The sequence below is a fragment of the Rheinheimera metallidurans genome (assembly GCF_036983985.1).
Classification (GTDB): domain Bacteria; phylum Pseudomonadota; class Gammaproteobacteria; order Enterobacterales; family Alteromonadaceae; genus Alishewanella; species Alishewanella metallidurans.
In genome coordinates this window covers 1,102,948-1,120,909 of record NZ_JALAHQ010000001.1, presented here as the reverse complement: position 1 = coordinate 1,120,909, position 17,962 = coordinate 1,102,948, and the positions used below count along the sequence as shown (strand labels likewise).

At 43.0% G+C, this 17,962-nt stretch carries 20 protein-coding genes and 1 riboswitch; of the genes, 11 read left to right on the top strand and 9 right to left on the bottom strand.

The annotated features are described in order from the left end of the window. Positions 1 to 7 precede the first annotated feature (7 nt). The 3 genes from MN199_RS05295 to dapA all read right to left on the bottom strand — a co-directional run bounded on the left by MN199_RS05295 (position 8) and on the right by dapA (position 2,815). The gene (locus tag MN199_RS05295; RefSeq protein ID WP_132583076.1) at positions 8 to 640 is read right to left on the bottom strand and encodes a YchE family NAAT transporter; all 633 of its coding nucleotides are present in this window, start codon (positions 638 to 640) and stop codon (positions 8 to 10) included. A gap of 194 nt (positions 641 to 834) precedes the next feature. Then, positions 835 to 1,893 (bottom strand): outer membrane protein assembly factor BamC, encoded by a 1,059-nt coding sequence (bamC, locus tag MN199_RS05290; protein ID WP_165907377.1) that lies wholly within the window; start codon positions 1,891 to 1,893, stop codon positions 835 to 837. 40 nt (positions 1,894 to 1,933) lie between these two features. Continuing rightward, on the bottom strand, positions 1,934 to 2,815 hold the full coding sequence (gene dapA, locus MN199_RS05285) for a 4-hydroxy-tetrahydrodipicolinate synthase (RefSeq protein ID WP_335738650.1): 882 nt from the start codon (positions 2,813 to 2,815) through the stop codon (positions 1,934 to 1,936). 182 nt (positions 2,816 to 2,997) lie between these two features. Between dapA and MN199_RS05280 the strand changes: the two genes are divergently transcribed. From MN199_RS05280 to MN199_RS05270, 3 genes are all read left to right on the top strand, one after another. After that, the gene (locus tag MN199_RS05280) at positions 2,998 to 3,522 is read left to right on the top strand and encodes a glycine cleavage system transcriptional repressor (protein ID WP_335738649.1); all 525 of its coding nucleotides are present in this window, start codon (positions 2,998 to 3,000) and stop codon (positions 3,520 to 3,522) included. Between the two features lie 12 nt (positions 3,523 to 3,534). Further along, entirely contained in the window at positions 3,535 to 3,999 is a 465-nt protein-coding gene (gene bcp, locus MN199_RS05275) for a thioredoxin-dependent thiol peroxidase (RefSeq protein WP_335738648.1), read from the top strand. 97 nt (positions 4,000 to 4,096) lie between these two features. After that, a complete protein-coding gene (locus MN199_RS05270) occupies positions 4,097 to 5,212 on the top strand; it encodes a PQQ-dependent sugar dehydrogenase (RefSeq protein WP_335738647.1) in 1,116 nt (371 codons plus the stop codon). Between the two features lie 105 nt (positions 5,213 to 5,317). Here the strand turns inward: MN199_RS05270 and MN199_RS05265 are convergent, their stop codons facing one another. After that, positions 5,318 to 6,388, bottom strand: a complete 1,071-nt coding sequence (locus MN199_RS05265; RefSeq protein WP_335738646.1) for an AI-2E family transporter — start codon at positions 6,386 to 6,388, stop codon at positions 5,318 to 5,320. A 206-nt stretch (positions 6,389 to 6,594) separates the two neighbouring features. Here MN199_RS05265 and bepA point away from each other — a divergent pair, with 206 nt between their 5' ends. Genes bepA through MN199_RS05245 form a run of 4 tightly spaced genes read left to right on the top strand, consistent with a single transcriptional unit; the run spans position 6,595 to position 9,406 of the window. Next, entirely contained in the window at positions 6,595 to 8,043 is a 1,449-nt protein-coding gene (gene bepA, locus MN199_RS05260; protein ID WP_335738645.1) for a beta-barrel assembly-enhancing protease, read from the top strand. A 21-nt stretch (positions 8,044 to 8,064) separates the two neighbouring features. Next, positions 8,065 to 8,412, top strand: coding sequence for an arsenate reductase (glutaredoxin) (arsC, locus tag MN199_RS05255; RefSeq protein WP_132583061.1), 348 nt, complete (start codon positions 8,065 to 8,067; stop codon positions 8,410 to 8,412). After that, positions 8,409 to 8,987: an NAD(P)H:quinone oxidoreductase gene (gene wrbA / locus MN199_RS05250; protein ID WP_132583059.1), complete on the top strand. Its 579-nt coding sequence runs from the start codon at positions 8,409 to 8,411 to the stop codon at positions 8,985 to 8,987. The genes arsC and wrbA overlap by 4 nt, the downstream gene beginning before the upstream one ends. A 2-nt stretch (positions 8,988 to 8,989) precedes the next feature. Next, positions 8,990 to 9,406 (top strand): DUF2069 domain-containing protein, encoded by a 417-nt coding sequence (locus tag MN199_RS05245; RefSeq protein ID WP_335738644.1) that lies wholly within the window; start codon positions 8,990 to 8,992, stop codon positions 9,404 to 9,406. 127 nt (positions 9,407 to 9,533) lie between these two features. On the opposite strand, the gene MN199_RS05240 is transcribed toward MN199_RS05245, so the two are convergent. Beyond that, positions 9,534 to 10,733, bottom strand: coding sequence for a DNA recombination protein RmuC (locus tag MN199_RS05240; protein WP_335738643.1), 1,200 nt, complete (start codon positions 10,731 to 10,733; stop codon positions 9,534 to 9,536). Between the two features lie 76 nt (positions 10,734 to 10,809). Between MN199_RS05240 and MN199_RS05235 the strand changes: the two genes are divergently transcribed. Beyond that, the gene (locus MN199_RS05235; protein ID WP_335738642.1) at positions 10,810 to 11,388 is read left to right on the top strand and encodes an LON peptidase substrate-binding domain-containing protein; all 579 of its coding nucleotides are present in this window, start codon (positions 10,810 to 10,812) and stop codon (positions 11,386 to 11,388) included. A 4-nt stretch (positions 11,389 to 11,392) separates the two neighbouring features. On the opposite strand, the gene MN199_RS05230 is transcribed toward MN199_RS05235, so the two are convergent. Together MN199_RS05230 and queE are read right to left on the bottom strand one after the other, a co-directional pair. Further along, the gene (locus tag MN199_RS05230) at positions 11,393 to 11,785 is read right to left on the bottom strand and encodes a hypothetical protein (RefSeq protein WP_335738641.1); all 393 of its coding nucleotides are present in this window, start codon (positions 11,783 to 11,785) and stop codon (positions 11,393 to 11,395) included. Beyond that, complete coding sequence (queE, locus tag MN199_RS05225) at positions 11,786 to 12,451, bottom strand: 7-carboxy-7-deazaguanine synthase QueE (RefSeq protein ID WP_335738640.1); 666 nt, start codon at positions 12,449 to 12,451, stop codon at positions 11,786 to 11,788. 113 nt (positions 12,452 to 12,564) lie between these two features. Here queE and queC point away from each other — a divergent pair, with 113 nt between their 5' ends. Continuing rightward, positions 12,565 to 13,221, top strand: coding sequence for a 7-cyano-7-deazaguanine synthase QueC (gene queC / locus MN199_RS05220; RefSeq protein ID WP_132583047.1), 657 nt, complete (start codon positions 12,565 to 12,567; stop codon positions 13,219 to 13,221). A gap of 29 nt (positions 13,222 to 13,250) precedes the next feature. Here queC and lysC read toward each other — a convergent pair whose 3' ends face one another. Beyond that, positions 13,251 to 14,603, bottom strand: a complete 1,353-nt coding sequence (lysC, locus tag MN199_RS05215) for a lysine-sensitive aspartokinase 3 (protein WP_335738639.1) — start codon at positions 14,601 to 14,603, stop codon at positions 13,251 to 13,253. An 88-nt stretch (positions 14,604 to 14,691) separates the two neighbouring features. Beyond that, positions 14,692 to 14,864: riboswitch (Lysine riboswitch) on the bottom strand. Between the two features lie 175 nt (positions 14,865 to 15,039). Next, complete coding sequence (locus tag MN199_RS05210; RefSeq protein WP_132583043.1) at positions 15,040 to 15,309, bottom strand: DUF3081 family protein; 270 nt, start codon at positions 15,307 to 15,309, stop codon at positions 15,040 to 15,042. 97 nt (positions 15,310 to 15,406) lie between these two features. Here MN199_RS05210 and MN199_RS05205 point away from each other — a divergent pair, with 97 nt between their 5' ends. Together MN199_RS05205 and MN199_RS05200 are read left to right on the top strand one after the other, a co-directional pair. Next, a complete protein-coding gene (locus MN199_RS05205; protein ID WP_335738638.1) occupies positions 15,407 to 16,009 on the top strand; it encodes a hypothetical protein in 603 nt (200 codons plus the stop codon). Between the two features lie 132 nt (positions 16,010 to 16,141). Beyond that, positions 16,142 to 17,842, top strand: a complete 1,701-nt coding sequence (locus MN199_RS05200; protein ID WP_132583039.1) for a M28 family metallopeptidase — start codon at positions 16,142 to 16,144, stop codon at positions 17,840 to 17,842. The last annotated feature ends 120 nt before the right edge of the window (positions 17,843 to 17,962 follow it).

The following is a 17,962-nucleotide window of genomic DNA, read 5'->3' as shown; positions in this document are numbered from 1 at the left end:
TGTTACCTCATGCCAAAACTGGAAAAATGCCTTTTAAGCCAGCACTGATAAACTCAACGGCAATTGCGGCTAAAATAAGCCCCATTACTCGGGTAATAATATTCATACCAGTTTGACCTAAGCGGGCTGAAATTTTATCAGCTACACGCATTAACGCCCAAAGCGTGGCACCAATTAACACCAACTCTGCCGACATAATGGCGTAGTGTTGCCAACCGTCACTACGATTAGCATACAAAATAATTGAGCTTATGGCGCCAGGCCCAGCCAACATCGGCATAGCTAAGGGCACTATCGCTATCGACTTTCGCTGCTCCGCCTCTTCGCGCTCGGCATCCGTATTTTTTGCACTACTCGTTTCAGCATATAACATAGAGATCGCCATTAGCAGAATAAGTATGCCACCGCCGACACGAAAAGAGTTTACCGATATACCAAAAAAACTAAGAATGAATTCACCAAAAAATAAAGTGATTAATAGAATAATGGTGGCAGCTTTTGCGGCGCTAGCTGCGGTTTGTTTACGCTCAAGAGCCGTATGGCGCTGTGTTAACGATAAATATAGCGGTAATGCGCCTAGCGGATTAAGAATAGCGAAGATACCTATCAGTATTTTTAAATAATCCTGTATTTCTAGCATGCGTTACCTCCGTTATAGCCACGCGCAATGTAATTTTTAATCGGCTTATTTTATTGCGTTATAAACAACAGAGCCACTTTATAGTGGCTCTGTTGCAGCATTAGTTATAACACCAAGCTAAAGCAATAAAGACATAAGCAACAAGCACAAAATAATTATTCTTTATTTAATAAGCTAATACTGCTCATTACACTTTATAATTCAATTCGGGCCTGACGAATCGCCTGCACAAAGGGTTCGTGCAGTGCTAATGTTGTTTCTGTATTTAAATAGGTGCCATCTTTATCGCGCAGCACAATAGCCGTCTGCTTATTAACCCGGCCTAACACCAGCTGATATTCCCCATTAGTCAGCGGCAATACGACTTTATCAGAACTACCCCATAACTTTGACCAAAAGCCCGGTTCAGGTTTGGTGTAATTAATATAATAGGTAAACTCGGTACGGTTCATATCAGTAACAGCAAAATTTAACTCCGCTAACAAGGCTTCAAGCTGAGACCAAGTAACGTCAATTGACTGCTGAGTAATTAATGCCGGATGGCCTTCGGCATCAATCCCCGGTTCCAATGAAACATCTGGCGCTTTAGCTTTATTTGCGCGCGCGACGATAATTTCTTCTTTACCAATACGATCAATAATTTGATTGAGTAACGCAACCTCTTGGCGCTGTGCTTCACGGCCTTCAAGCTTAGCCTCAGCGTTAAAGTGCTGATGTTCTAACATCGTTACCATCATACTGGCGGCACGGCCATGAGGGCGTGGCTCTATGCTAATTTTAAAACGTGCCTGTTCTTGCTGCTGCGATGATTGCCAGAACCAAAAGCCTTCCTTCTCTGATTTAGCTATCCAGCCCGTGGTATAAGTTAGTCCCGTTTCATCGGCAGTAAGCTCAATCGCTTGTTCGGCAAATTGCGCTTGCAATATTCGTTGTAAAAACGGTACTAGCTCGCCGGTTGAATCATTACGGTCAAACCATACACGGGATAGCTTATCACCTTCTTCTATCCTGCTGCTGCCAGCAGTAGCCAACACCAAAGCCGGTGAATGTGTATCTGCTTCACTAATTACCGTGCTGCTGATCTCTGGAATATCATATTTTCCAGGCTTTGCTGGCTGCGCCAAACCAGCCGGCAGTTTTAACTCTGCATGGTTATATGCTGAACGGCTCGCAACTTCTTGTTCTGACTGAAACACAGAACACCCCGTCAGTAACACACTCGCGACAACACTACCTTTAACCCAATTTTGCACGGTACTACTCCTAAATTTGGTACTCTGTAGCCTGACTATTTCAGAACTGAATATCTGCTAACCTTAACGCCTGTTCGATTGCCGCGCCATGAATTGGTTCAAGCCGTGTAAGCGGTAATCGCAGCATATCTGAATTAATCAGACCCATTTTTTGCAGTGCCCATTTCGCAGGGATGGGATTTGCTTCAATAAAGAGATCTTTGTGTAACGCGACCAAGGTGTTATCAATTGATTCAGCTTGCTCACGTTGTTGCGTTAATGCGGCGGCACATAATTGCGCCATTTTTTTCGGTGCAATATTAGTAGTAACCGAAATAACGCCATGACCACCACGTAACATAAACTCCGCCGCTGAGGCATCATCGCCACTTAATAACATAAAATCTGCCGGACATAACTGTTGCAACTGCGCTAAACGCTGCATCGACCCAGTGGCTTCTTTAATACCAACAATATTACTGGTCTTAGCTAGCTCGGCTACCGTTTCGGGTAATAAATCTATACCGGTACGACTGGGCACATTGTACAACAATACCGGCTTATCCGTTACTGCCGCAACGGCATTAAAATGCGCAATCATGCCCTTTTGCATGGGTTTATTATAAAACGGCGTAACCGTTAAGAAGCCATCAATAGGCAGTAAAGACAGCGCTTTGGTACGCTCAATGGTTTCTGCGGTAGCATTAGTGCCGTTACCCGCAATCACGCCAATTTGCCCGTTCACTTGCTCGCATACTGCCGCAATAACCTTTAATTGTTCAGCAAAACTAATCGTTGCGGCTTCACCCGTAGTACCCATTATCACTAAACCTTGGGTGCCATTTTTTAGATGAAAATCAACCAGCTGTTTTAAGCCAAGATAATCAATATCTGTGTTAGCCAACATCGGCGTGATAAGCGCAACCCAACTTCCTCTGAACATGTTAATTACAATCCTGTTAAACCAGTAAGGAGGGCTATGTTAAAGAGACACTGGCCTAAACACAAGAATCCTGATGCGGTTATGTGCTCACTAGACAAACCGATGATATAATCTTGCGGTATGTTACACTTGTCGCCGATATTTTTCTTAACGTTTTTAGTTTGCCACCAGGGTTTTATATTATGCCACAACAACTTGTAGTAACCGCCATTGGCAATGACCGCACCGGCATTGTTAGTAGATTGGCGCGTTTAGTTACCGATTGCAATTGCAACATTATTGACAGTCGCATGGCTATTTTCGGCGGCGAATTTACTTTTATTATGCTGTTATCCGGCGACTCAGTTGCCATTAGTAGAATAGAGCATTTATTACCGGGGTTAGGTTTAGAACTTGATCTAACGACAATGACTAAGCGTACCAGTGCTCATCAGCCTAAACCTGTCGCCGCGCACTATGTATTAGAGTACAAAGGCTTAGACCGCGTCGGTACACTAGGTGCTATAACGGGTTTGTTGGCTAGCCGTGATATCTATATCGGCTCACTGCAGTCTGAAAGCAAAACGGATAAACATGGCCAAAACCTAATGCATACCGTTATGACATTAGAACTGCCTGAAGGTGAATCCGCACAGCAAATTGAAACCGACGTTATGGCGCTGATAAACGACATGAACTTAACCGGCAGCTTTCAAGCACAAACTTAATAAGGATTTACTATGCAATATCTTACCGCCGGCACTTTAGCACCCAATTTTACGTTAACTGATCAGCATAATAAGCAGATCCAGTTAAGCACGCTATTACAGCAAAACCGCGTGCTAGTGTATTTCTACCCTAAAGCCATGACGCCAGGTTGCACCGTTCAAGCTGGCGGTTTACGCGACAGTATGCAGGAGTTAACAAGTAAGGGCGTAACAGTAGTAGGCATAAGCATTGATGCACCCGCACGGCTAGCAAAATTCGCTGAACGCGATAACTTAAACTTCACGCTGTTGTCAGATGAAGATCATAACGTAGCCGATGCTTTTGGCGTTTGGGGTGAAAAGAAATTTATGGGTAAAACTTACGACGGCTTGCACCGCGTTAGTTTTCTTATTGCCCAGGATGGCAAAGTAGAGAAAGTGTTCGATAAATTTAAAACTAAAGATCACCACCAAGTCGTACTAGATTATTTAGCATAAATTTATGCCACATTCATTGTCACAAGCTTAATGTTTTGGCGTTTATCTTAACGCGCAACATTAAAACAATGTGCCGTTACCCTTGCTGGAGTTAGACATGCTAAAACGTTTATTTTCTAGTTTAATTGTCGTCACTTTTGCACTGTCTGCTCAAGCAGCATCAACGTCGCTAGTTAGCGAAAAAGTGACACTGGAACTTTACACCGTAACCGAAGGCTTAAATCATCCTTGGAGCTTAGCGTTTTTACCTGATGGCGAGATGTTGGTTACCGAGCGCAATGGTGATTTACTAAAACTAAGCGCAGACGGTAAAACCCGCATCTCAATTACAGGGCTACCCAGCATTGATGCTAGAGGCCAAGGCGGATTATTAGATGTCATTTTAGCCGCTGATTATACCAGCAGTAAGCAAATTTACTTTAGCTATAGTGAACCGGGCCTAAAAGGCAACAGCACCGCAGTGGCTTCAGCTACATTAAATAATAATCAACTAAGCAATGTTAAAGTTATTTTTAGCCAATCACCTAAATATGACAGCCGTCATCACTTTGGTAGCCGCTTGGTATTAGACAGGAACGGTAATTTGTTTATTACCACAGGCGATCGTGGTAGTGAACGGCATCAGGCACAAAAACTAGATAATCATCTTGGTAAAGTTATCCATATCAATACCGATGGTACAGCGGCTAACGATAATCCTTTTTTACATCAAGCCGATGTTAAAGCTGAAATTTGGTCGTATGGTCATCGCAATATACAAGGTGCGGCTTTGCACCCAGTGACTGGTCAACTTTGGACCCATGAACATGGGCCACAAGGTGGTGATGAAATTAATATTGCGCTATCAGGTAAAAATTATGGTTGGCCCGTTATTACTTACGGTGAAGAATATGGCGGTGGTGTTATTGGTAAAACCACACAAGATGGCTTCGAGCAGCCTTTGCATTACTGGACCCCATCTATTGCACCCAGTGGCATGTTATTTTATACCGCAGAGCTATTTAGCCAATGGCAAAATAACCTTTTACTTGGCTCATTAAAATTTGGTCTGTTAGTGCGCTTAGAACTGAACAATAATAAAGTTACTCATGAAGAGCGTATTATGATTGGCCAACGGATCCGCGATGTAACACAAGGCCCCGATGGCTCAATTTACCTGTTAACTGACAGCAATAATGGCCAGTTAATTCGTTTACGACCCGCCTCTAAATAAAATATAACCAAACATAAATGCAATAGCGTATTAATAAACCGGTGCCTAATAAACCAGTTTGCGATAAGCCAGTGTGTAAAATGAGCTCACCGGTTTATTACACTATTAAATCGTTTCAATTTGCGGATAAACTCTGGTCGACCAGGCATTTATAGTGGCTTTTACTAGCGACGCCAAAGGAATAGCGAAAAATATTCCCCAGAAACCAAACAAGCCACCGAAAAATAATACAGCAATAATAATAAACACCGGATTTAAATCTACGGCTTCAGAAAACAACACCGGTACTAACAAGTTGCCATCTAAAGCTTGAATAATGCCATACACTAACATCAGGTAGCCAAACTCTGCGGTGGGGCCCCATTGAAAAAATGCAACTAGCGCTACCGGTATCGTTACCGCTGCGGCACCAATATATGGAATAAGCACTGACAACCCCACTAGCACGCCTAACAGCAACGGATAATTTAAACCAAAAATGGCAAAGGCAGCATAACTTACTGAACCAACAATTAGAATTTCCAGAATTTTGCCACGAATATAATTCATAATCTGGCCGTTCATTTCTTGCCATACTTGGCTAATTAGCTTGCGCTCGGTTGGTAGTATCTGCACAAAACTAGCAGTAAGCTGCGACTTATCTTTAAGCATAAAAAATACCATCATGGGCACTAATACTAAGTAAATCAGTAACGCCGCCAAATCGACAATAGAGGTTAACGATAATTGCAGCATATCGCGGCCAAATACCATCAGCCGCTCATCAACGGAATGTATTAAAATATTGATTTGTTCTACGCTAACCATACCTGGGAAAGATTCAGGCAATTCAAGCAGATAGCTTCTACCCTGTTCGATCATTAACGGTAAATCACGTAATAGGTTACGTCCTTGATACCAAACAATAGGAATAATCCACATTAGGGTTAATATGGCTAAACCAACAAAACCCGCGACAACACTAATGGTTGCAATTGACCGTGACAAACCTAGCCTAGATAACCTCACAACTGGCCACTCAAGCAAATACGCAAAGGCAATAGCCACAAGCACTGGCGCCAAAATGCCGCTTAGCCAATAAATAGCCATAAAACCAATTAGTAATAACAAAAATAAGGTGACGACTTGCGGATCTGAAAACTTATTGGCATACCATTTTTTTAACCAACCCAGCATATTAAGACTCCAGCACCAGACAATACGGCGAAAATACCTTAGCGTTTTTGAGTATACCGAACAAAATAGCGTATTTGATACTAAACCGACTGTTACCGGTAAATATATGTTAAATTAACGGCTTGGATAACTGGAACTAATTAATAAAAATCCAGACAAACTCAGCATTATGACATTGACTCGACAACAGGGCAGGTGTTTTTCACATGACTTTCACTGTAGTAACTAAGCCCACTTTATTATGCGTAATAGTAGCATTAACGCTGCCACTTTCGGGGCAGACAAAAGCAGACTTGCCGGATTTAGGTGGTAACGCATTTAGCACCATTAGTACGGAAAAAGAAAAACAACTCGGCGATGTGATGGCGCGCGAAACTCGCGGCAGCCTGCCTATGGTTTACGATCCGCTATTAGATGAATATATTAACGCTATAGGTAATCGCTTAGTATCGCGGGCCAACGACGTTAAATTTCCATTTAAATTTCACTGGGTTAATGACAAAAATATTAATGCTTTCGCTACGCTTGGCGGAAATATCACCTCTCACACCGGCACACTGGCGATTGCCGACAGTGAAAGTGAATTTGCCTCAGTAATGGCGCACGAAATAGCCCACGTTACACAACGTCATATTGCCCGCTTTTTTGAGGCCCGAAACCAACAAGCACCAATAACCTTAGCTGGCATGTTGGGCGCCATTATTTTAGCCACGGTAAACCCAGAAGCTGGCATGGCGGCGTTAATGGCAACCCAGGGCGCTTCAGCACAAAGTGCCATTAACTTTACCCGCGGTAATGAGCAAGAAGCCGACCGTATTGGCATGACCATTATGGTCGAAGCCGGTTTTGACCCTTATGCCGTGCCTAACTTTTTTCGGAAGCTAACGGAACAAAGCCGGTTTTTAAACCAGCAATTATCTTTTCTCCAAACTCACCCATTATCGCAAAGCCGAGTTAGTGATACTCGCCTTCGTGCAGAACAGTTTCCACAACGTTTTATTCCAGATAGTCAAGACTTTACCCTAAGCAAAGCTCGGGTTCTGGCGCGCTACCATTACGATAAAGCAGATGCTGAAATCGTTTTCAGAAAAAAACTTACTGAACCTAGCGGTAACACTAAAGCGAATCAGTACGGCTTAGCTATAGCATTGTTGGATAACGGTAGCCTAGATCCGGCGCGCAAATTAATAGAAAAGCTGTTAGAAACTGATGAACATAATTTATATTACATGGATGTTTATACCGATATTCTACTTGGACAAAAAGAGTATCAACGCTGTTTAGAGTTACTAGAACAGCAATACTTGCTGCGACCTAACAATCAGGTCGTCACATTAAACTATGCCAACGTCGCACTGGTTTCGGGCGCTCATCGCCTAGCCATTCATTTACTAAAAAGCTTGTTGTTTTATAAAAGTGATAACGTACTGGCGTATGGCTTGTTGGCCGACGCTTATAAAGCAGCAGGTGATATGGCCAAGTTTTATGAAGCGAGAGCTGATTTAAATTATCAATATGCCAATTACCCACGCGCAATTGATGATATTAACGAAGCACTTAATCATTTAAAAACAGAAGAAAAGCTGGAAAACCGCCGCTTAGAAGCGAAAAAACGTCAATTACAAACCGAATTTGACCGTTTGCGCCGTATGTAACATCTTTATACAGGATATTTTATGTTTACCATTTATCATAACCCGCGCTGCTCCAAGAGCCGCGAGACGCTTGAGTTATTACAACAACATAGCCAGCAGATTGAGATTATCGAATATCTTAAATCACCACCTTCTGCCGCAGAATTACAGCAGATCTTAGCTAAACTGGGTATTAGCGCACGGCAACTAATACGCAATAAAGAAGATGAGTATCAGCAATTAGGTTTAGCCGACACCAGCCTAACGGACGCACAATTGATTGCCGCCATGGTTGCTCAGCCAAAACTCATTGAGCGCCCTATTGTCGTCTGCGGTAATAAAGCCGTTATTGGCCGACCGGCAAGCAATGTACTGACGCTCCTGCCATGAGCGCAACGGTTCTAGTTGTTTATTATTCGCGTCACGGCGCGGTAGCCGCACTGGCAGATAAAATTGCTATTGGCGTGCAACAAGCTGGCGCTGAAGCTTTAGTACGCTGCATACCACCATTAGACACTCAGCATGCCAGCCGTCACGCTATTGTTAGCCAAACTGAACTACAACGCTGTGACGGTTTGGCTTTTGGCAGCCCAGTACGCTTTGGTAATATGGTGGCCGACGCTAAAGCGTTTTGGGATAACACCACCAGCATTTGGTTAAAAGGCGAGTTAATAGATAAACCAGCCGGTGTGTTTACGTCTTCGGGTAGCATGCACGGTGGCAATGAAACCACATTATTAAGTATGAGTTTGCCTTTGCTACACCATGGTATGCTGCTAACCGGTATTCCCTATAGCGAACCTGAACTGCATCAAACTAAAACGGGCGGCACGCCTTATGGCCCATCGCACGTTAGTGGTCATAATGCTGATAATAAACTTAGTGTTGAAGAACAACGGCTTGCTATTGCATTTGGCAAACGCTTAGCTACGTTAAGTCAGCAACTTAAACAACATAGGTGTTAAACATGCAACACAGTAGTACGCCGTTAGCTTTACAAACCGCACGTTATTTATTAATTGGCCGCATCGGCTTTTGGGGTTTGTGGTTGCTGCAGCCACTTTGGATTTTATTGCTTGCACCACCGCAGCTAGGTAATGCTTATGTGTTATTAACCCTACTTTGGTTGCCATTATGGTTGCCGCTGTATGGCATAATTAAGGGCCATGCTTACACTATTGCTTGGGCCAATTTTATTGTGATGATTTATTTTCTACATAGTTTAACTAACGCGTGGGTAAGCACTGGCATGCAACAGGTGCTGGCATTGTTAGAGTTTGTGCTAGCCTGCGCTATGTTTATCGGTTGTACCTATTATGCTCGAAATCGTGGCCAAGAGTTAGGCTTAAAAATTCCCAAATTAAAAGATGATCCACGCCGTTAATTGCCACTATATTAACCGCTAGCGATTAAGTTTTATCTTGTCGTTAGCGGTTAATACTAAACCCGTTTTATTGCCTTACTTTTTTAGTATCTCATCTTTTACTACTGCACCATGCTAAGCAGTTAGCTTATTCGGCATCGTCGAGCCATTCTACTTTTTCAATTTGGCTAAAACGGTTACTAATTTTATCCGCTGACGTATGAATTTGTTTTACATCAACGGCAGCCTGATCAATATGCTTGGCCAAATTATCGAACCGGCCACGAAAACGGGAAAAATCAACGGCTAGTTTAATTAAATGCTCTTGTATTAAATGAATTTGTCGACGTGTTGCATCGTCTTTTAACACACTTCTAGCGGTTGTTAGCACTGCCATTAAGGTGGTGGGTGATGTTAGCCACACTCTGCGTCGATAAGCTTCTTCAACAATATCAGGGTGATACGCATGTAACTCAGCGAAAATAGCTTCAGCAGGTAAAAACATAATGGCACCATCTGCAGTTTCATGGGCAATAATATATTTATCGGCAATATCATTAATATGCTTTTTAATATCAATTTTAAATTGCCGCTGAGCCTGCTTTCGCTCTTCTGCTGAGCTGTGTAAGTCGGTCATTTTTTTATAGCTTTCTAACGGAAACTTCGCATCTATCGCAATATCGCCGCTGGGTTTGGGTAAAAACAACATACAGTCAGCAATACGACCATTACTTAGCGTGTGTTGTAATGAAAAGTGTTGCTCTGGCAAAACATTGCGAATAAGTGCGGTTAGCTGTACCTCACCAAAAGCTCCGCGTGAGCGTTTATCGGCGAGCACTTCTTGCAAGCTAACCACGTTATTAGATAACTCGGTTATTTTTTTCTGCGCATCATCAATCAGAGCGAGTCGTTTCACAATATCAGTAAAGGTTTGATTGGTTTTTTCAAAACCATCACTTAGACGTTTCTCTACCTGTCCGGCGATATCCTTTAAACGTTGATCGATACTTTGAGTTAACTGTTTTACTTGCTCGGCTAACATTATGGCTTGTTGCTGTAAATTCTTACTAAGCTCAAATCGCGCTGCTTGCTGGGTATCCGATATTTTTTGTAGTACCTGCAGCAAATGCTCTTGTTGTTGTTGCAATAGCTGCTGGCGTTGTAAATGCAGCTGCTCAGATAACTGTTGCTGAAACTGTCCCTGTTGTTGTACCAACTCTAATTTATGCTGCGCTAACTGCTCACTAAGACCACTGCCGGGCGCTTTACGCACTAGCATTATTAACAGCACAATTAGGCTAAGGCTACTAAGGCCGGTTAATACATACATCCAGTACTCTGTTGTCATAAATCCTCTATTTGGGCAAACCACTATTAACTAAGCGACGTATAAGACGTAACTATACAATTTAATCTGTAGCAATATGAATGAACTCGCTTTATTTCCGCTGAATAGCTTTATATTACCTGAAGGCCGTATGCGTTTACGGGTATTTGAGCGCCGTTATGTGCGTTTAATAAGCGAGGCAAGTTCGGGTAAGCGTAATTTTGCTATCGCGCAAATTAACCCCTATGTTGCTCAGCAGCACCCTGAACGAATTTTGTCATTGGCGACGGCTGTGCGTATTGACGATTTTGAGCAATTAGATGACGGCTTGCTAGGCGTTACGGTAATTGGTGTAGAAAAAGTATTAATAACTAATCGTTGGCAAGAGTCGGACGGGCTATATGTTGCCGATACCCAAGTACTAACAACGTGGCCTATGCATGATATTGCCAATGAATATCATCCGCTGGTTAAGCAATTAGAAAAGCTACTGCAACAGCATCCAGAGCTAATGGCATTATATCCAGAGCCTAAATACCGTGATGCAGCGTGGCTGGCGTCTCGCTATTTGGAGTTGTTACCGATGAAACCTGCACTAAAACAGCAGCTAGCACTAGAGCAGACCCCCACTCCGTGTCTAAATAGCTTGCAAGCGTGGCTTGCCAACTATGCCTAGCCCGCTATTTTACAAAGTTAGCGTCTTCATCATCTAAAATAATTGCCACTACCTGCCACTTTTCGCTATAGCGCTGTAATGTGTAAGAGGTGTGGCAGCTGAAGATAATTTTGTTTTCAGCATTATAAAAACGCCAATACAAACTGGCAAATTGCATTTGCTCTGATAAGCGAAGCTGATGCTGCAATACAAAATCGGCATGCACTACACCTAGGCTACGGTATTTTTCAATTCTTGCCAGAATATAACGGTGCAGATTATCTATGTCAGTAAACAGTATTTTCGTATCGCCTACCAACAGCATGCTGGGTAACGAAATAAATTCACTAAAGCTGTCAAGTTCACAATTAACGTATATCTTGGCATACAGCTGAAAAAAATCGGCTACCGTTTGCATTTAGCTAATCCCTAAATATTTGTGTACCTGCACGCTTAAACGCCAATTATATTTTTTACACATGGCTATCGCTAGTTCTGTGGCACGGCGTTGTTGGCTAATCGGTTGTAAGTAAATTAGCTTACCTGCACAATCGGTTTGTTGCAATAATTGCAACAGCTCATCTATATGTTTTTCCATTGCAACCGGGTGTTTAATTTCATTAGCTCGATCCAGCGCACTTTTCAGCACCTTATAACCACCGGCCATATTCACCTTAGGCGACACAGTTACCCAGGTTTGTTCTGGTGCTTTTATCTCATAGGTGCCGCTAGTTTCAATTTGCGTGCTGTAACCCTTGCTATGTAATAATTCACACAGCGGGGTTAAATCGTACATGCAAGGTTCGCCACCGGTAATAACCACATGCTTAGCTTGATAGCCTTGCTGGCTAAATAACGTAACTAATTGCGCAGCCGACACCGCGGCCCAGTGCTCGGTTTCCGCAGTTTTTATTATAATATCGCCTAGCGGTTGTTGCATTTGCGCGCTAACCGGCCAAGTATGCTTGGTATCACACCAGCTACAGCCTACTGGGCAACCTTGTAAGCGAATAAAAATAGACGCCGCACCAGTAAAACTGCCTTCGCCCTGAATGGTTTCAAAAACTTCGTTAACTTTATACACTCTATGCTTAGCCCTTTAGCCTACAGCTGAACTACTGTACAATGCGCGCCCCGACAGTATTGTCGGGGTAATCCGCAAAACATTTGGTTGTATTATACAAGAGAGAGCCCGCTATGCCGAACAAAGTTGTCGTGATTTACTCCGGAGGAATGGATTCATTCACAGTTTTACATAAAGCTATTCAGGCCGGTCACGATGTTTATGCATTGTCGTTTAATTACGGTCAGCGCCATGTTAAAGAGTTGCAGTGTGCCGCACAGGTCTGTGCTGAATTAGGCATCAATCATAAAATAGTAGATATTTCAGCTATTAATCAGCTACTTGCTGGCTCATCACTAACAGACAATATTGATATTCCTGAAGGCCATTACGCTGCTGACAACATGAAATCAACCATAGTGCCTAACCGTAATATGATCTTGCTATCTTTGGCTGTGGCCTACGCCGTGTCGATTGGTGCATCACAGGTATACTATGGTGCGCACTCTGGTGATCATTTTATTTATCCTGATTGCCGCCCAGAATTCGTACAGAAAATGCATGATGTGTGTCAGATAGCCAACTATGAAGCGGTAGACATTGTTAGCCCCTATTTAAGCCACACCAAAATTGATATTTTAGCCGATGGTATTGCTATGGGACTGGACTACAGTAAAACTTGGACTTGTTACAATGGCCGTGAAAAAGCTTGTGGTAAGTGTGGTTCATGTCAGGAGCGTTTAGAGGCATTTACGTTAAATCACGCCACTGACCCGCTCCCTTACGAATAATACTAACTGCATTTACTGCAGTGCTTATGTCAGCCTGCAGTAAATAAGCGTTGATGCAGTTGCTTTACAACATTTGCCGCATCAGCGTCTTGCACTAAAAAGCACAGGTTATGTTTAGATGCGCCATGGCAAATCAAACGCATATTAACCCGCTCCAAAGTATTAAATAAATCGCCAGGGATCCCCTTGCTGCCATGCAAATGGTTACCAATAACGGCAATCAAACTTAACCCTTGCTCGACACTAACCTCGCAAAAGGTTTTAAGCTCGGTTAATGCAGGTTCAACAGATGCACTAAACGCCGTGGACATGCCATTTTCATCAAGTGTTAACGCCACACTAATCTCAGAGGTGGTTACTAAATCTACCGAAATTTGATGCCGACTTAAGGTATCAAAAACCCGTGTTAAAAAACCAGCAGCATGCAGCATGGCGGGGCTTTTAACGGTAATTAAGGTTTGCGATTTACGCAGCGCAATAGCGCGATACGGCGGGCGCTCTTTTACTTCTTTGGCAATCCATGTACCACCAGCATGTGGTTCTCGGCTAGAGCCGACAAAAACAGCAATATTGCGCCGCATAGCAGGTATTAACGTAGCCGGGTGCAACACTTTAGCGCCAAAGGTAGCCATTTCAGCCGCTTCATCAAAACTAATTTCTTTAATACAACGTGCTTGCTCAGTTAGGCGCGGATCGGTTGTAAATATACCTACTACGTCAGTCCAAATTTGTACTGTAGATGCTGATAATGCCTCGCCTAATAGTGCTGCGCTATAGTCAGAGCCGCCACGGCCTAAGGTAGTGGTTTGCCCTAGCTCATCAGCACCAATAAAACCTTGGGTAACAACAATATTATCATGCAGTAACGGCTGCAAATGCTGGCCACATAGTGCACTAATATTGGCCACTTGCGGTTCGGCTTTACCAAAACGACTGTCAGTGCGCATTATTTGTCTGATATCAAAACACAAACCGGCAACGCCACGCTCACGCAGTACTTGCGCAAATAATACCGAGCTTAAGCGCTCGCCAAATGACTGAATTTCATCTTTTTGTGCTGCGCCATATACCACTCCTCCATTTTCAATTAAATGCTTAAGGGCGAGTAGTAAATGTTTAATTTCTGCGGCTACGCACTCTGGCTGCTGCAACTGGTTAATTACCGAGAGCGTGATAGCCTCAATACCTTGATAGCAAACGTAACGTTCGCTAATGTCACAGTGCTTGGTAATGGCAACCAGTAAGTTAGTAACGCCAGCACTGGCACTCACTACGATTAAACGGATATTGGGTTCGGCTAAAATGATATCAGCACAACGAGACATGGCGTCGAAATCAGCAACACTACTGCCGCCGAATTTTGCAACTATAAGCTTGGACAAAAGGGATCTCTCCTTATAAAACATAATAAGCAGAGCATGGCATTTGCTAATAGCAAAACGAAAAAACAGACCGCTTCTATAATTAACAAAGGCCAGAAGCTCTCCACCGAAATTCAGGTGACAGTCGCACGGATTCAACCGATACGGCCAAAAAACACTGTTCTATACTGGTGTTTTTTTCGGCGTTACGCCCCCTCACTCGGGCTACGATGTATAGACATCTGTCCCGAGTTACCTGGCTAACGCACCTCTTCTGGTCTATCTAATATGATTGACGGGCATTACCTTACCTTGTTTTTTCAATCCAGACAATAGCCTTATAGCCGTCTAAATTACAAAGTTATAGGTTAGCTTACTACTGTATACTGCCAGCGCTTATAATTCGGCGCTATTTTAACGCGTGTAACTGAACAAATCCTTAGCAATGTGAAAAAAATTAGTACTTTTCATTAATTTTTTTCAACTGCGTAATAAAGTCGTCCATATCTTTCTCTGACTTAGCATCACTGTGCCATTTATTATGAAAACCCAGTGTTAATTGCACTTTACCATCATTAAAATACACCTCATAACCGTCAAAACCTGAATTAACCGTCATACCATCTAGTGTAAACCCCGCACCCAGCTCATTCTTTATTGGCTGACCATGTTGTTCCACTTTACCAAATACCGTTAATAAAAATTTACCATCAAGTTCGTTTTGCATTTGTGTTTGCTCCTGTTACCTACAACTTAAGAATAACACCAGTTTGCAGCTATTACGTACAAAGGTTATAGTCCGGCCAAATTACAAGGAGAGATAAATGCACAAGTCCATGATTACCGGCGCTTTAACGTTAATATTTTCGACCAGTATATTTGCTAACACCATACAAAATGCGCCATTAGTATCTATTGTCAGCCATGATGCTTATTTTGATAATTTACGCGCACATTGCGGCAAAGCTTATGCTGGTAAAGTTGTAATGGATAATCCGGCAAGCGGAGGTTTTGACGGTGCATTAATTATGCATGTGCGTAATTGTACTGACAACCAACTGCAGATCCCGTTTCATGTTGGCAACGATCACTCTCGCACCTGGATTATTACTAAAACTGGTTCAGGCTTAAGTTTAAAGCATGATCACCGGATGAAAGACGGTAGCTATGATGAGTCAACCATGTATGGCGGCCATACTTTAGATGCCGGTTGGCCAACGGTGCAAAGCTTCCCCGCAGATCAGTACTCTAAAGAGTTGTTTACTCGCTTAGGCATGCCACAATCTAACAGCAACATTTGGCAAATGTATATTTATCCTACCACTTTTAGCTATCGCTTAATTCGTGAAGGACGAGAATTTCGAGTTGATTTTGATTTAACAAAACCGGTGGCATTACCGCCGTTGCCATGGGGCTATAAAGACTAATCGTCGAGCTTTATCGACCAGTTTACTGGTTGAGGCTACAGAGTTGCGTTAAGATAAAGTGTTTTTACAACAGCTGCCGTGACAGCGGCACTAAATAGCTAAACATATAACGATAAAAACTACGGAGTAACCATGACAACCCTTTCCAGGTTTACCACGCTTGCCAGTTTACTGGCGGCAGGTGCGCTACTTAGTGCCTGCTCAAAGCAACCAGCAGATACAACAACGGCTCAAGTCAAGCCTGCGGTTGAATTGCAAAATGAATTTAAAATAACCGAGGTTAACCCGCGGTTAGGTGAATATATTAAAACCTTATCATCTGACGAGTTTCAAGGCCGCGCGCCAGCAACTAAAGGCGAAGAGCTAACTGTCGCTTTTTTAGAAGATAACTTTCGTCGTATTGGCTTAAAGCCAATTAATGGTGACAGCTATAAACAACCTGTTTCTTTAGTGCAAATTGATCCGACTCAAGTATCAGCAATGACGTTAAAAGGTAAAAACTTGCCGGCGCAGTTTAATTACCGCGATGATATGACCGCCTGGACTAAGCAAGTTACCGAGCAAGTTGAAGTAACCGACAGCGAAATGGTCTTTGTTGGTTATGGTATTGTTGCGCCAGAATACAATTGGAACGACTACGAAGGTTTAGACGTAAAAGGCAAAACCGTGGTGATGTTTGTTAACGATCCAGGCTTTGCAACTAAAGATCCCGCATTATTTAATGGCGATGCCATGACCTATTACGGCCGCTGGACCTATAAATATGAAGAAGCAGCACGTCAAGGTGCGGCAATGGCATTAATTATTCATGAAACCGACGCCGCCAGTTATGGTTGGGGTGTGGTTGCACACGGCTCGCCAATTAAATTTGACTTGGTTAATGAAAATAAAAACGCCGATTTAGCCAAGGTTGAAGGTTGGATCACCACTGAGTCAGCCGAAAAGCTACTTGCACATATCGGTACCGACTTAGCAACAATGCATAAAAAAGCACTAGAAAAAGATTTCAAAGCCGTGGCCTTAGATGCAACTGCATCAATTAGTGTAAAAAACAATCTACGTGAACTTACCTCAAGCAACGTAGTGGGTTATATCGAAGGTAGCAAATATCCCGATGAATACGTGCTTTATATGGCGCACTGGGATCATCTAGGTATGGATTTTTCCAACCCAAGTAACAAAGTATTTAACGGCGCACAAGATAACGCCTCTGGTACGGGCGGCTTATTAGCACTCGCAGAGTACTTTACCCAACAAAAACAACCAGAACGTTCAGTTGTATTTGTTGCGGTAACGGCAGAAGAGCGCGGCCTATTAGGCTCGGCGTGGTATGCCGCTAACCCAGTATTCCCATTAGAGAAAACGGTAGTGGGCATTAACATGGACGTGATGAACGTATATGGCCCAATGAAAGATATGGTGGTGGTTGGTCTTGGTAATAATAATGCCGAGGATATTTTAATCAAATATACTAAACAACAAGGCCGTTATGCCGTGCGTGAGCCAAACCCTGCGGCAGGCACAGCCTATCGTTCGGACCATTTTAACCTATCGAAAAAAGGTGTACCTATACTGTACGCTAAAGGCGGCAACGATCACTTTGAAAAAGGTATCGAATGGGGTAAAGCGCAAAGTGCTGAATACAATAAATGCTGCTACCACAAAGTAACCGACGAGTGGGACGACAACTGGGATTTACGTGGTGCACAACAAGATTTATTCCTGTTCTACCAAGTGGGTAATGAGTTGGCAAATAGCCGCGAATGGCCAAATTGGAACAAAACCAATGAGTTTCGCGCACTGCGTGATACCTCAGCGAATGCTCGTAAATAAGCAATAACAGCTGTTATTGTTGTATAGGGTAGCTTAGGCTACCCTTTCTATTGGTCTCAATTATTCATAAGCTATTCAGTCAGTTCAGCGTAGTGTCTGCTGAAGTAAATTAAGGATATT